Here is a 14,620-nt window from a genome sequence, read left to right on the forward strand (position 1 = left end):
CCAGCCACGGCCCTTCAGAACCACCACCGTCGCGGATGCCGACGCGGCCGCGGCGATGCCGGACCTGGTGAGGCGGGACTTCACCGCGGACCGCCCGGGCATCAAGTTCGTCGGCGACATCACGTACATCCACACGTGGCAGGGGTTCATCTACCTGGCCACGGTCATCGACTGCTATTCGAAGAAGGTCGCCGGCTGGGCGATCGAGGACCACATGCGCTCCGAACTCGTGGAACGGGCCCTGTCCAATGCCGCCGCGACGACCAGGATCGAGCCGGACGCGATTTGGCATTCGGACCGCGGAAGCGTGTACACCTCGGCGTCCTTCCGTGCGGTGGTCACCGGGCTGGGGATGCGGTCGTCCATGGGGAGGACCGGTGTCTGCTGGGACAACAGCCAGGCCGAGACCTTCTTCTCGGCCCTGAAAAACGAACGCGTGTACCGCACGACGTACGCCACGAAGGACCGGGCACGCAGGGACGTCATCCGCTACATCGAGGGGTTCTACAACAGCCGCAGACGCCATTCGGCCCTCGGTTACCGACGCCCGAATGAGGTCCACTATAGTTACCAGCAGCCGGCCACGGCAGCGTAGAAAAACCACTAATCCGCTGTCCGAAAACTCCTAAGCAGCCCAAAGCGTTTCACTTGGGACCGATCCCCGGCTGCCGTGTAGGTGTAAGTCTGGGCGTAGGCGGCGGGGCCGCCGAGCCCGGCCACGGCCGTGTCGGCCGGTGCCGGTGCCGTGGTGCACGCCTTGGACGCCGGCGTCCACACGGCCGCCAGACGGGACGCGTAATCGTAGTCGTAGCACTGGTAATCCACCGGCGCCCCGGGCCGGGATGCATAGGCGGTGTCCCGGGAGGTGAGCTTGCCAGAGGGGGCGTAGTTGTAGGAGGTCTTGCCTAGATCGGCGGTGAATCCGTTGGTGATGTTCGTCGACCATTGCTGGGCGAGACGGCCCGTCGTCGCATCCCAGTTGTAGTAGGTGCGATTGGTGCCGGTGGTATCGGATCCACCGGATACAACGAAACGGTCGTACTGCAGGAAGGTCGCAATGGTGCCCAGATGGTTGTATTCGGTGTTGCCGGCGTAGGTGTCCCGGTACTGGTTGTAGAGCGACGAGGGCCTGTCGAACTCGTCGTAGCCGTAGTACAGGGTCTCTGCAGGCAGCCCGCCAATGGCCGGTGACTGTTTGCCGGTAACATTCCCGGCCTTGCTGTAGGTGCGCGAGGTTGTGTAGCTTCCGGCAAAGCCGCCCAAAGCGGATGGCAGCTCGGTCTTGACCGTCTTTGGCTTGTAGGCCGCGTTGTATCCGGACACGGTGGTGGTCACCGGTTGGTCGAAGTTGGCCCCGTTGAACCGGGTGCTGGAGGTGACCTGCCCCTTCTTCTCCCCGTCATAGGTGACATTGACAAGGGTTTGGGGCTGTCCGCCGGACAGGGCAACGGTCCGGGACGTTTTACGGTCCAGTACATCGTAGACATATCCGGTGGTGGTGCCGGCAGCGTTGGTCGTGGTCGCGGTCCGCCCGGAGGCGTCGTAGGTGGCGGTCGTGGCCCCGGTGTCGGGGTCCGTGCTGCCCGTTGGCCGGCCAGCCGCGTCAAAGGACCAGGTCCAGCTGTTCCCTGCCGTGTCAGTCATGGCGGTCTGCTGGCCCAGGGCGTCGTACTGGTAGGTGACGGTGTCGGGGGTTCCGGTGGCTGTGGTGCCACGGAATAGATCCCGGGTGACTACTGAACCCTGGGCATTGACGGTGCTGCGGGAGGCGGATTCGTTGCCCGGGCCTGTCGTTGTCACGGTGTCCATGCCGGTGTAGGCAATGTTGGTGGCCCATTGGACCTGGTTGTCGTAGGCCAGGGCGGTGATGGCGGTGGGCCGGCCGGCCCCGTCATAGTCGTACTGGGTTGAGGACGGGACGGCCAGGTTGGGGATCTGCAGGATGCCGTCGGGGTCTTCGGCAAGATAATAGGCGTTGCGTTCGGTCTGCTTCTGCCCGGTGCCGTTGTAGAGGGTTTCGGTGGCAATAGTGCCGCCACCGGGGGAGAGCGATTTGGTTTGCCGGATCCGTCCAAGTCCGTCGTAGATCTTGTAGGACGGGATGGGGGCCCCGTTGCCGTTCATGGTGTCGGTGCGCACCCAGGAGGGGGAGGATTGGGAGACCTGGTAGGTCGTGGCTTGGGTTGGAACCGGGTTTGTTGCTTGGGGGCGCATGGGGTCCCACACGCCGGTGACCCGTCCGGAGGCGTCGTACCGGTAGGTGGTCGCGTTCGCGTTGACGTCAGTATTCGACGTTTGCTGGCCGCGGATCGCATCGTACGTCGTCGTCGTCGTCCACCCCAGCGGGTTGGTGACGGTGGTGGAGGTGACCGGCCCGGTGGCCGGGGTGTAGACGGTGCTGGTGGTGCGGGGGGTGCCGGTGGTGGTGTCCGTGGACACGGTGGTCCGGCCCAGGGCGTCGAAGGTCAGGGACGGGCCGGTCACCCAGGTGGCAATGGCGCCGCCGTCGGTAGTTGCGCTCGTATCGGTCCGGGCCGGTTCGCCCTTGGTCGGCGCCGTGTAGCCGCCGGACCCAGGGGTTGCCGAGGCCGACTGGTCGTAGAGGGCCCGGGTGCCGCGAAGCGCCGTGCCGGTGGGGTCACCGCCGGTAGTGCAGGTGCCTGCGTAGGTGGTCGTCGTGGCCGCAAGTCCCAGAAGGTTGACCGTGGCATTGTCCGCGTAGACGGTCACGGTGCAGGTGTCATCGCCGGGAACTGCGGTGTCGCCGGCATCGGAGACGGCCTTGACTCGTCCCAGACTGTCGAAGGTGTTGGTGGTTGTCGTGGTCCGCCACCCGCCGGGGGAGCTGCTGGCGGTGCGGGTGCTCATCGACTGGCTATCGGTGTGCCGGGCCTGCATGGATCCCGTCCCGGGGCTGCTGGTTGCGGTCGGGGCCGAGGACCACGGGGCCGTGATCGTGGAGCTGAGCAGGCCCCCGGTTTCGCCCAGGTAGGTTTGGGATTCGATCGCGGTGCCGGCCAACCACGGCGAGTCGGTGACGACGGTGCCATCGGAAGCCGTCACCGTGACAGCGTTTGTTCCGCCCGAGCCGTTGGATGGGGTCCCGTCCAAGCCGCGCAGATACGTAGTAGTGGAGGTCGGGTTCAGCCCGGCCCCGGCGTTTCCGGTGATCGTCTTAACCTGGGGCCATCCGGCCAGCTCGGACCAGGTCAGCTGCGAACCGCCGGCCCCAGCGACGAACTTCGGTCCGTCATATTTCCATGCCGGAGTTCCCACATACTCGTAGCGGGTAAGCAGGTCGGCGGTGCCGCCGGGGCCGCCCAAGACGCCGATGGAAGCGACTGGGTAGGTATGGAAGTAGTCCATCCGAGCGGGCTGCGGCAGGGGGGTGGTCGGTGTCCACCACTGAGGGAAACAGCGCTTGGTGTTTGTTTCGGGGGAGGCGGGCAGGTTGGTGGGGGTGCATTCAGCGGCCAGGTAGTTGACGGCGATGCTGGCACCGGTGACGGTCTTGATGGCCGCGATCCGGTACCGGTCCAACGGGGCGAGCCCGTCAACAACCCACACCCGGTTTTGCAGGGCCTGTCCACCAAAGACCACGGGCGGGTCCGTGATGGCCGGCCCGGTGCCGGTCGCAGTGTTCACGCCCTGGTGGTCGATGGATCCCAGCCAAAGGGCCGGCTTGGTCAAGTCGCCGGGGTCGGGCATGGAATGGTGCAGCGTCCACACATCGGCGCTCTGGTAGGTGGATCCGCCGGTGTTGGTTTGTGTGGTGATGGTTTTGAGGCGCTGGTCGCTATAGAACGTGGGGAAATCGGTGGAGCAGTCGCCGGTCTGGGTACAGGTGAAGGTGGTGGGCACGTCGTTGCCGACGGCGCAGTCCACGCCGTCGCAGCGGGCGGCATAGTCGAACGCCATGCGCAGCGGGGCTGGTGAGCCCAGCTCGGTGCCGGCACGCATGCCGTAGTCGATGCGGGCCAGCCGGGAGGCACGCACATACTCCAGCCGGGATCCGGTCCCGGCCTGGGCGGCGTAGCTGTTCTTGTCCTGGCTGTAGTAGAAGGCCTGGCTGTTGCCGTGCAGATCCACGGTGTAGTCCAGGCGCCAGGCATAGGCCTGCTGACACAGGGAGGCGGCGAAGGATCCGGCGGCACAGGGCTGGCCGGGATTGGCGGCGCCCACGGGGACCGTGTCGGTGGAGTTTGTGGTGGCGCTGCCGGCCCCCCACCCGGGCAACTTGTTGCGGCCGAAGAAGTACTGGGTGCCGGTGGTGTCCGTCAGTCTCCAGTAGCCGCCGTCGTAGGTGCCGTTTGACCCGGCTTCCGTGACGTACTCGATGCGGGTGTTGTCATCATTTTGCAGCCGGTAGGTGCCGGTGGCGGCGTCCTTGACGACCGGGCCCGAACGCCCCCCAAAGGAAATGGTGAACTGCTGGCCTCCTGGTTCTCCGCAGAGGTCGTAGGAGTTGGTGACGCCTTGGTCCGTGCACGGGGTGAAGCGTTGCTGGATGACGCCTGCCCCACCCAGGGCCCATCCGTCGCCCACGACGGAGGCCTGGTTGTTGGTGGAGCTGGTGAGCCCGTCCACGCGGCTGGAATCATAGGACAACGACACGGACGGGGCGTCCCCGGCTGGGCCGGGCCGGGCGGTGAGGGGGTAGCTCCAAGTGAACCCTCCCGTTTGTCCGGTCGCACCCCAGGTGCCGGCGCTAGTGCCCGGCAATGCGGCAAAGTCGCCGGACCCCTTGTCATTGCCTGCCGCCGGGTTGGCCGCGAGCACGGCCGACACCACATGGGGCTTGCTTTGACGGGCGCTGGCTGTTCCACTGCCCGCGGCGCTGATGCGTGCCGGATCCGTGCCCTGAATGGTGGCGTGGGCCGGGGCAACATCAATTCCATCGAGCACAGGCGCCAGCACGGCTTGCATCTCCGAGGCCGGAGACCAGGCCGTCGAGGGAATGGGTTCGGTGTTCGCGGCGCTCTCGGGCGTCCACGCCGGCGTGTAGGCGGCCAGCGCTGTAAATCCGGCGCCAGAGGCGGTGAGGGTGCAGGCGAGGAGTCCTGTCAGGCCGGCCTTGCGGAGGGTGTTTAGGAAGCGGCGGGTGCTCATCGAAGGACTCCTGTTTGGCCGTTGAACTGGTACTGGGCGAAGGTGAACTGCTGCCCGGTAAGGACATGGTTGGTCATCACGGGCTGGTGGATCTGGCCGATGAACTGGTCCATGCCGGCGGCGTTGAGTGCCCCGAGCACGACCTGGTCGGTGCCACCGGTGGGCAGGTTTGCGGGTCCGGAGGTCGCCACGGTCCATTGCTTCGTGGTCCCGTCGGCGGTGACGGTGAGGCGGAGCTGGCGGTTGATCTTGTCGTAGACGGTGGAGATGAACTGCCAGGTGTTGGCTGTCATCACGTCCGAGGCGTTGACGGTGCTGGGTCCGGCCTGGTTCGGCCCGGACCATGCGGTCAAGGCGGCGGATCCGGACCCGGTGATCCGCAACGCACCCCCGGGGGATCCGGCCCCGTTGAGCTGGGCGGCGAGGGTCTTCGTCCCGGCCGCGGTGGGTGTGCTGGGGCAGAACCAGCCGGAAATGCTGAAGCTCTTGGACGTGTCGATGGCCGCGGTCGCGGTGGTCGCGTAGTCGCCGATGTTAGTGAACTGCAGGACGCTGCCGCGTTCGAACACGTCGGCGTCCTCGGCGAGCCCGCCCTGGCAGGTCGTGCCTTGGGGAACCCCGGCCATGGTCTCCACCTCAACGACCTGGGCGCCGCCGTGGGTGGTGACGGGCAGGACGGTGGCGGGCATGGGTTCGGTGTTCCCGACGGTGAACGTGTAGGAGACCGGGAGGCTGTGGACCTGTTCATTGATGTTCCCGGCCGCGTCGAAGGACCACGCCGTCAGGGTCGTCGTGGCGTCCACGGCGGCCACCTGAACCGTCGCATTGCGCCCGCCCTCGGGACAGACGACCACGAATTCCCGCACCCGGGTTTCACAGGAGACCGTGCCGGGGAAGGCGGGGGCCGTCCCCCCGTTCGTGACCGCGTAGACGAAGCCCTTCGCAGAGTAGGGGCCGGTGTTGGCCAGGGCGAAGTCGTACGGCGTTGTCCCGACCACACCGCCTGTATCGGTGTGGGAGGCATCAAACGACGTCCCGGAGGGGGTGACCACCGGCGGGGCAGGAGCCTGCGTATCCACCGTGAAATTGAACCGCATGACCCCGGACCCGACGCCCTGCTGGTCCACCGCGTAGGCCTCCAACTCGTAGGTGCCGTCGGCCAGGGTTCCTCCCTGCCAGGAGGGGTACCCGCCCCAAGCGTCAACGGGGAGCCCGTTGGGGGTGGTGGACATGATCTGGCCGGACATGTTGCGGACCGTCATGTAGACAAAGATGTTGCCGCCGTTGGATCCGTCGGGGTCCCAGGTGCCCACCTGGTAGGTGGGCTGGCGCAGGCGCGTGACATAGGTCGAGCCCGGTGCGAACGGTTCCCCGGTCCAGGAGGCGCCGCTGATGGTCCAGATCCAGGGCGTCACGGGTGGGGTGTCGTAGGTGATGGTCATGGAGGCGTCGTTGCCGAACCGCTTCCACCCCAGCGGGTCGCCCTCGTTGTTGGCGGAGAGGGCGACCGTCCACTGCGGCGACGTCGCCAGCTGGCTCTTTGCGGCCCCCATGTCGAAACCGACAGTCCCTGCGGGGCAAGCGGCGCTGTACCCCTTGGCCACCGTCTGCTCGCCGATGTAGCTGAGCAGCTGCGGCTGGGTGTTCCACGTTGTGCCGGACCAGATGCCTGCCGAAACCCAGGCGTTGACCCGGGCGGGGGTGCAGGAGGAGGACCAGGACTCCCAGAGGTTCATCCGCGCGTCGAGAATGACCTTGCCCGTCAGCAGGTGGGTGTCGAATTGGTAGAAGGTGCGGGTGGTGTGGTTCATCCCGTCGGGGGCCCAGTAGGACGGCAGGTAGCCGACGTGGCCGGTCGTGTCGGTGTACTGGCCGTTCCAGTACGGCGTGTTCGGGTAGGCGGTGTCGACGTAGAGGTAGGAGACGCGCACCGTGGACCAGTCCGGATCGACATAGAGCGGGTAGACCAGGCCTTCGGTGTTCAGGATCTCGTCCATGCCGAAGACCTGAGTCTGCTTGCCGTTCTCGGCACCGAGGCTGAGGCTGAACGGGCGGGTCAGGCCGGGACCGCCGGAGTCCAGGGCGGAGGCCCCGGACTGGGAGGAGTCCCACCACTGGCCCTCGGCGGTGCGCAGCTCCGGTTCCCCGGAGTCCGTGCCCCGGGCCTCCAGGCCGCCGGCGCCGGTGTCGTGCACGGTCGTGTTTCCGGAGTCCAGGAAGATCCGCATCTGAACCACTCGCGGATCCTTGGCCGCTTCGGGGGTAGCGATGCGCAGGACCTGGGAGACGCCGTTCTTGTGGGCGATCTGGATCAGGTCGACCCCGGGAAGCACGGACGGGTAGGTGGCCGTGTTGTCTTCCAGGACGGGGGTGGGGAGGTTCCCGAAGGGCCAGGACTGGTGGAGGGTGTGGCCGTGGTTGGGTCCCCGCGTAGGAGTCCAGTGTTTGTGTGAGTTTCGTGTCCGAGAATGGACACAGGAGGAAATTCACGAATCATGGCACGCAGACACACCCCCGAGCAGGTCATCGCCAAAGTCCGGCAGGGCCAGAAAATGCTCAATGACGGACGCCCGATGGTCGAGGTCATCAAGGAGCTCCAGGTCACCGAGGCAACCTGGTACCGCTGGCTGAACCAGTACGGGTCCGAGAAGAACGCCGAGGCGTCCAAACGGACCAAGGAGCTGGAGAAGGAGAACGCCCGGCTCAAGCGGCTGCTGGCGGAAAAGGAGCTCGCCATCGACATCCTGAACGAGGTGGCCAAGGGAAAATTCTGAGCCCCGAACCCCGCCGCCGTGCCGTCCGCATGGCGGTGGAGAAGTTCGGGGCGTCCGAACGCTTCGCCTGCGCTCTTCTGGGCCAGAACCGCTCTGCCTTCCGGAAGAAGAAACCGGACATGGGTTTCGAGGAGATGCAGCTGCGGGCGGAGCTCCGGGCCGTGGCCGTGAAGCACCCGGCGTGGGGCTGGCGGAAGGCCCGCTGGCACCTGCTCGCGCAGCCTGCGTGGGACGGTGTGGCGCTGAACCGGAAGCGGATCCGCCGGCTCTGGCGCGACGAAGGGCTGACCTGCAAGCCGAAGGCGCGGAAGAAGCGGCGCACCGGGCCCGGCGCCGGGGAGCAGAAGCGCCTCACAGCGCAGTACCCGATGCACGTGGTCAGCTTCGATTTCCAGTCGGATGTGACCTCCTGCGGCCGGCATATCCGGTTCTTCAACGTCATCGACGAATACACCCGCACCGCGCTGGCGATCATCCCGCGCAGGTCGTTCAAGGCCGCCGACGTGGTCGCGGTGCTGGAGAACATCATCGCCGAAACCGGCACGGCACCTGCCTACGTCCGGTGTGACAACGGGCCTGAATTCACCGCCGCGGCATTGATCGAGTGGTGCAACACCGTCGGCGTCGACACGGCATTCATCGACCCTGGATCACCTTGGCAGAACGGCTTCATCGAATCCTTCAACGCCCAATTCAGAAGGGAACAACTCACCGGCGAGATCATGGACACCATGGCCGAAGCAAAGTATTTGGCCGCCGAATGGAAAGCTATCTACAATCATGAACGGCCCCACGGATCCCTGGACGGCATGACGCCCTACCGGTACTGGGAAACCTGGACGCAAGAGAACCAATTAGCTATCGCATAGACGCTGGACTGCTAACGGGGGCCCAACCAGAACCACCTTGGAACCCGAAAGAAGCCGAGAGGCCGACTACGCCACTGCCGGCCAAAGCAGTCGTAATGTTCTTGGACACGTCATCTAGCTCTGACTGGATACTGTCCAAGAGTGGCTCGAGTACGCTGACGACCACACTTTGCACAAACGGCGTGAGCACATCATCGACGAGCTCACGCATGCTCTTCTCTGAGGGAATGAAGTGGCAGTGAAACTGACTCAGGAGCTCTACGACGAGTTGTTTTTGGAGCCTGCTGATATTGGACTGAGCGGTTCCTTCGCTAGGTCGCTTTTGATTTGGAAAGAAGTTATAGATCGGTGTACCGGAGGGGGAGAAAGTTAGGTAAAGTGCGACAACCTCGCTCGGGCGCGTGAGCTAATATAGCGAATAGAGGCGGTCGAGATCAGCATAAAAGCTCAGGTCATCGCCGGTAGGATCTCCTTCGAAATAACCGACGATACTCGTCCGCGATCCTTTTCCGCGAGGCGAATCGTCAACCACGGAATATCCATGCATGTTGTCGTATCCAGTGAAGAACATTTGGATCGCCTGCAACAGGTTGGTCTTGCCACTGTTATTAGGGCCGATGATTGTCATGGTTTGGGTGAGGTCGAGGTATTGCTCCTGAGCCGAAACAGTTCTAAAATTCTTGACTCGGACGCCGTTGATACGCATCCCACAACTGTAGTGGGGAGGGCATCACTTTTGAGGAATGCGTTGTATCGTAACGTCAGTGTCTCGAAACGCATGCCTTTCGAGACACAAACGTTGTGAGACGCGAAGTCGGATTAGAAGGCGGATTCGACATGCCGGCCAGCGGATCCCCTTGCGGGCCGTATCGTCGAATCTACGCAGCAGCAGTTCATGGAGCGCCTGTCCAATCGCGGCACCCCGCTGCATCGCTAGAGGGGTTGGATAACGTAGGCGAGGTAGACACGATTCCGGTCCGGCCTCCAAACGAGTACTTGCAACTGTTTGTTGGCGACCAGTGTCAGTTCCACTCTGTCGCCTACACGCACAGGACCAATGGGGCTTGAGTATCGGTAGATGACGGTGAATGAGCAGAGCTTTCCTGAGAGGTCCTCAGCCTCCAAAGTGATCGAAAAGCCAGCTCGGTTGGCATCCTTGCTCGCGACAGTCGCCCCGACCTGCCGCCATTGAGCGCCGGAGGCAATCAGCTTACGTACTCTCCCGTAGTCGGTGAGTTTATTCCATAGGGCGAATGCGACCACGGGCGGGAGGGCCAGGAGCAACAATCCAAAGACCACGGGATTCGGATGATTCGCGTCGTTGACCCCTTCGATCCAGATGTCGCGCGGATCAGCTGTGGCAACGTTCAGCGTGGCTGGCGACCCGGCCTTCGGCAAGGTGCTGCAGTCGGCGTTGACTTTGACAACGCCATGAAGCTGATTCGCATCCACGGAGTAGTCCACATCAAGCTGGCACCCGGGGTAGCGGGCCGTGGTGTCAGTTTGAGCTGTGACGATTCCATCGGTAGTGGTGTAGCTCCCAGTTGCGTGGATGGTCCCCACAATGGCAGCCCAACCAAGCCAAGCGGTGACGACGGCAATGAGCAAGATTACGGCGGTTCGTCTCAACAAAAGCTTCCGGCGAAGCCTGCTGCCTTCCCACATCGGTGGTTCGAAGTCTGTCGGGATGGTGGCTCGAAGACGGGTTTCATGGGTTATCTGCACCCAGGCGCCCCCACTGTCGCGCTCCGCACCTTGTGACGGAACATTCGTCACAGTTTCGCGTACCATCCGCGGATGCACTTCAATCTTCTTCCCCCTGTGTGGATGTGTCTAGAATCCATCAGTTCATACTGCACCACCCCGCGCGGTGATCGAAACCGACGCTAAACCCCGTCCCAGTTCGGCCCGATGAAGGCGCCGAGCGGATCGGCGCCGAGGGGGTGGTGCTGGCCGGCCCCGGCGACCGGAAGGGAAACGCCGTCGAACGCGGGGACGCCGTGGCTGCGGAACCAGCCATCGAGCTGGGCACGCAGCTCCGCCAGGCGCCCGGCACAGGATGGATCGGCCACCAGATTGTGCCGCTCGCCAGGATCCAAAACCAGGTCATAGAGCTCGTGGGGTCCATGCGGATACCGGTGCACATATTTCCACTCGGCTGTGCGGATCATCCGCACGGGGCCGTACTCGTCGTAGACCACGACGGCATCGGACGCCCGTGATCCGCGGTCGGACGGGGACCCCGCGGCCAGCAGGGAGGCGAAGGAGGACCCGGGCCCGGTTTCAAAGGGTGCCGGGTCCAGCCCGGCCAGATCGAGCAGCGTCGCCGCTACGTCGTAGGCGCTCAGCAATTCGGTGCGGACCTGCCCTGCAGCGATCCGGCCCGGCAGGTGGAAGATGGCGGGCACCTTGACCGAGGAATCATACATATTCTGCGGGAAGGTGCCGTTGCCCTTGCCCCAGATGCCGTGGTGGCCGCAGTTGAAGCCGTTGTCGCTGCTGAACACGATCAGGGTGTTGGAGCTGAGCCCCAACTCGTCCAGCTGCGCGAGGATGCGGCCGATGGCGGCGTCCATGGCGCTGACGGCGGCAAAGTAGCCCACCAGCGCGGCCCGGACGTCGGGCTCGCCGCCGATGGCGACGCCGCCCACGGTGGGCTGCCACGGGTGCGCCGGTTCCTGCGGGCAGCTGGCAAAGGCGCAGTCGTCGTAGAGAGCCTCAAACTCCGGCGGGTGCTGGCCCTTCCAGGGCTTGTGCGGTGCCGTGTAGTTCACGGCAAGGAAGAACGGCTCGGGCAGGGCGGCCTCGGCCTCAAGAAACCCCAGGGCGTCGTCGGTGATCGCGTCCGTCAGATACTCGGTGACGTGCTCTGAAGCACCGTCGCGGTACATGGTGGAGCCGCGGTAGGGGCTGCCTCCGCCCTCCAGCCCGTACCAGTGGACAAAGCCCTGGCGCGGGGCGTCGTTGGCCCCCAGATGCCACTTGCCCGACAGCCCCATCCGGTAGCCGTTGTCCGCCAGGACGTCCGTAAACAGCGGCTGGCCGGCCAGGTAGTCGGGTGCCTGCGGTCCCACCTCGACGCCGGTGAGGTAGTCGTGGACCCCGTGCCGGGAGGGGATCTGCCCGGTCATCAGGCTGGCGCGGGCGGGGGAGCAGACGGGGGAGACGCAAAAGAAGTTCTCCAACCGGGTTCCGGCGGCGGCCAGGGCGTCCAGATTAGGTGTGTGGATCTCGTCATTGCCGGCGCAGCCCAAGGCCCAGGGGCCTTGGTCGTCGCTGAGGACAAAGACGATGTTGGGACGGCTGGGATCAGTGCTGGCCACGAGGCTCCTTCGATGGGTGGTGGTTCGGCGGCGACGACGCCGTCAGCGCCGGGGCGGCGGAGGGCCGCTGGGCTGGATCAGACAGCCACGGGGGAGACGCCGGCGTCGATGACTGCCCGCCACTCGTCATGGAGTGCAGACAGTTCGGCCACGAGGGCAGGTTCGCTGGCGGCCAGATTGGTGGTTTCGGATTCGTCCCGAGCCAGATTGGCGAGGAAGAATCCGCTGCCGGGATCGGCGTGCTCCACCCGGCGGATTGAATCCGGAACCGGGGAGGTGGAATCGACAAAAGACAGCTTCCAGTCGCCGCGGCGCACGGCCCACTGCCAGCCGCAGTCCCAATGAAGCGCCTCGTGCCCGCTGGCAGAGGCGGAGCCGGGGCCGGAACCGGCACTGCCGTCGGAAGCATCGCCGTCGTCATCCCCAAAGCCGCCCAGCAGGTCCAGCCCATCGACATGGCCGTAGCTCTGCGGATCCGCCCCGGCCGCGGCCAGCGCGGTGGGCAGGATGTCCATCGAACTGGCCAGCCCCTCCCGGACGGCGCCGGCGGGGATGCGTCCGGTCCACCGGGCCAGGAACGGCACCCGGATGCCTCCTTCCCACAGTGTGTATTTGGTGCCGCGGAGGGGCTCGTTGACCCCGTAGTTGCAGGTGGATCCGCCGTTGTCGGTGGTGTAGACAACCAGCGTGTCCTCGGCCAGGCCCAGCTCATCGAGGTGGTCCAGGATCTTCCCGATCTGGGCGTCCATCAGCTCCAACTGGGCCAGGTAGTAGGCCCTGCCGTTCTCCAGGTGCGGGCTGATGGCACCGTCGTACCAGTCCAGGTACTCGCTTTCGCCCGGATTCCAATCCTCGTAGGCCGGCAGGCCGCGCTTGGCCAGTTCCTCCGCGGGCAGCTGCCAGCAGAAGTTGTGGACGGCGTTGAAGGCCACGGTGGCCAGGAACGGCTCCGCCGCGTGGTCGGAAATGAAGGTCCGGGCCCGGGCGCCGATCTCGTCCGTCAGAAACCCCTCCAACTCGGCCGGTTCGCCGCCCTCCCACAGGGGCTGGACGGCCATCGGGAAGGCGGCCTCGCCGTAGGAGTCCACTGCGGCCTCGGAGTGGTGGAGGTAGTTCAGCCGGCCCATCGATTCACCGGCGAGGCCGTAGAAGGACTCCTCATAGCCGTGCTGCGGCGGCGTGCCCCTGTCGCCGGCATGCTCGGTGCCGTAGTGCACCTTGCCGAAGTAGCCAGTGGCGTAGCCCTCGGCACGCAGCAGCTCGGCCGTGGTGGGGACCTCGGCGGGGCCGATCTCCGAGTTGTTGAACCAGAACGCGCCCCACCGCTGCTGGTAGGAGCCCGCAGCCAGCCCGGCCCGCGACGGCGAGCAGATGGGTGCCGTGACGTAGGCGTTGGTGTAGCTGGCGCCCTGGGCCGCGAGCCTGTCCAGCGCGGGCGTGGCGACGTCCTCCCGGGTGCCCAGCGCGGACCTGTCGGCATAGCCGTGGTCGTCGGACACAATGACAATGATGTTGGGTCGGCGTGCAGCGCCGCCGTCGCGCAGGGGCATTGGGGGTCCTTGTCACTGGAGGATCAGACGCATCCGCTCGCCGGAGGTCCCGGGCCGGGCAGGCCCGCCTCCAGTCTCCAAGGGCGCGAAGGGATGAATCAAGGAGGAATCACCCAGCCTCCAGGCCCCGCCGCAGGAGGACTCAGGGCTTGTGGGCGAAGATCTCCACCGGTGCCAGGATGTGGTTCTTCAGGGCTGCCAGCAGATTGGCGGTGCTGGCCTCGCCGTCGGGCCCCCGAAGCGCGGGAAAGTTGGACGACGACGGCGCCCCCTGCGCGGCGGCGATCATCCGCTCGATGAATTCGATGCCGGCGTCGCGGAAGCTGCGTTCCGTATCCACCTCCAGCCCGGCCTGCTCCATGGCATCGGAATAGGCCATGGGCGGCTGGACAAAGGAGGTCTGCTCCGTGGTGGCCCAGGGCAGCGGAAAGTCCGGCTCGTCCCCGCCCATCTGCATGACGTCGAAGACGGCAAAGACGCCGCCGGGGCGCAGCACGCGGGCCACCTCGGCAAAGACCTTGTCCTTGTCGCGGATGTTCATGCCCACGTGCAGCATGGTGGCCACATCGAAGCTGGCGTCCTCGAAGGGCAGGGCTGTGGCGTTGCCGGTGGTGAAGGAGACCTGGTGGCCCAGCCCCACGCGGGCGGAGAGCGAGGTGGCTGTCGCGACAAACTCCGGGGTGAGGTCGATGCCCTGCACCGTGGCGCCAAAGGCGTGGGCGAACACCCGGGCCGGTCCGCCGATGCCGCTGCCGACGTCCAGAACGTGGCTGCTGCCGCTGATCCCGGCGCCTCGGCCCACCTCCAGGGCCGTCTCCACCCCGCCGATGTGGAACTGGTCCAGCACGGAGAGATCATCGGGGTGCAGGTGGTCCGGATCCTTGCCGCCGGCGCGCAGCGCGGCCAGCAGGGACTCCTCCAAGATGCCGTTGGAGTAGTGCTTGATCACTGATTCTTCGACGCCCATGATGGCCTCCAGATGCCGGTGTGGCACC

The 14,620-nt window shown here is 65.5% G+C and carries 9 protein-coding genes; 2 read left to right on the plus strand and 7 right to left on the minus strand.

All coding sequences use genetic code 11. The annotated features are described in order from the left end of the window. The coding region (locus K254_RS20885; RefSeq protein ID WP_035748809.1) for an IS3 family transposase at positions 1–595 on the plus strand (595 nt) is incomplete at its 5' end. Positions 596–603: 8 nt separating this feature from the next. Here the strand turns inward: K254_RS20885 and K254_RS0100070 are convergent. Then, complete coding sequence (locus K254_RS0100070; protein WP_026553671.1) at positions 604–5,109, minus strand: hypothetical protein; 4,506 nt, start codon at positions 5,107–5,109, stop codon at positions 604–606. After that, on the minus strand, positions 5,106–7,442 hold the full coding sequence (locus tag K254_RS0100075) for a LamG-like jellyroll fold domain-containing protein (protein ID WP_026553672.1): 2,337 nt from the start codon (positions 7,440–7,442) through the stop codon (positions 5,106–5,108). Before K254_RS0100075 ends, K254_RS0100070 begins: the two co-directional genes overlap by 4 nt. 162 nt (positions 7,443–7,604) lie before the next feature. On the opposite strand from K254_RS0100075, the gene K254_RS0100085 reads away from it, so the two are divergent. After that, positions 7,605–8,752, plus strand: a protein-coding gene (locus K254_RS0100085) for an IS3 family transposase (RefSeq protein WP_155848397.1) whose coding sequence is annotated in 2 segments (ribosomal slippage) — positions 7,605–7,878 and positions 7,878–8,752 — 1,149 coding nt in all. Because the reading frame shifts where the segments join, the coding sequence is not laid out codon by codon here. A gap of 406 nt (positions 8,753–9,158) precedes the next feature. Here K254_RS0100085 and K254_RS25095 read toward each other — a convergent pair. The 5 genes from K254_RS25095 to K254_RS0100105 form a co-directional block, all read right to left on the minus strand. Beyond that, complete coding sequence (locus tag K254_RS25095) at positions 9,159–9,458, minus strand: AAA family ATPase (protein ID WP_081709784.1); 300 nt, start codon at positions 9,456–9,458, stop codon at positions 9,159–9,161. A 227-nt stretch (positions 9,459–9,685) separates the two neighbouring features. After that, entirely contained in the window at positions 9,686–10,543 is an 858-nt protein-coding gene (locus K254_RS0100090) for a hypothetical protein (RefSeq protein ID WP_026553675.1), read from the minus strand. A 95-nt stretch (positions 10,544–10,638) separates the two neighbouring features. Then, positions 10,639–12,075, minus strand: coding sequence for a sulfatase-like hydrolase/transferase (locus tag K254_RS0100095; protein ID WP_026553676.1), 1,437 nt, complete (start codon positions 12,073–12,075; stop codon positions 10,639–10,641). Positions 12,076–12,152: 77 nt separating this feature from the next. Further along, positions 12,153–13,625: a sulfatase family protein gene (locus K254_RS0100100; protein ID WP_026553677.1), complete on the minus strand. Its 1,473-nt coding sequence runs from the start codon at positions 13,623–13,625 to the stop codon at positions 12,153–12,155. A 142-nt stretch (positions 13,626–13,767) separates the two neighbouring features. Continuing rightward, positions 13,768–14,619, minus strand: a complete 852-nt coding sequence (locus K254_RS0100105; RefSeq protein ID WP_051388583.1) for a class I SAM-dependent methyltransferase — start codon at positions 14,617–14,619, stop codon at positions 13,768–13,770. Position 14,620 lies beyond the last annotated feature (1 nt).

The sequence above is a fragment of the Arthrobacter sp. 35W genome (genome assembly GCF_000482545.1).
Classification (GTDB): domain Bacteria; phylum Actinomycetota; class Actinomycetes; order Actinomycetales; family Micrococcaceae; genus Specibacter.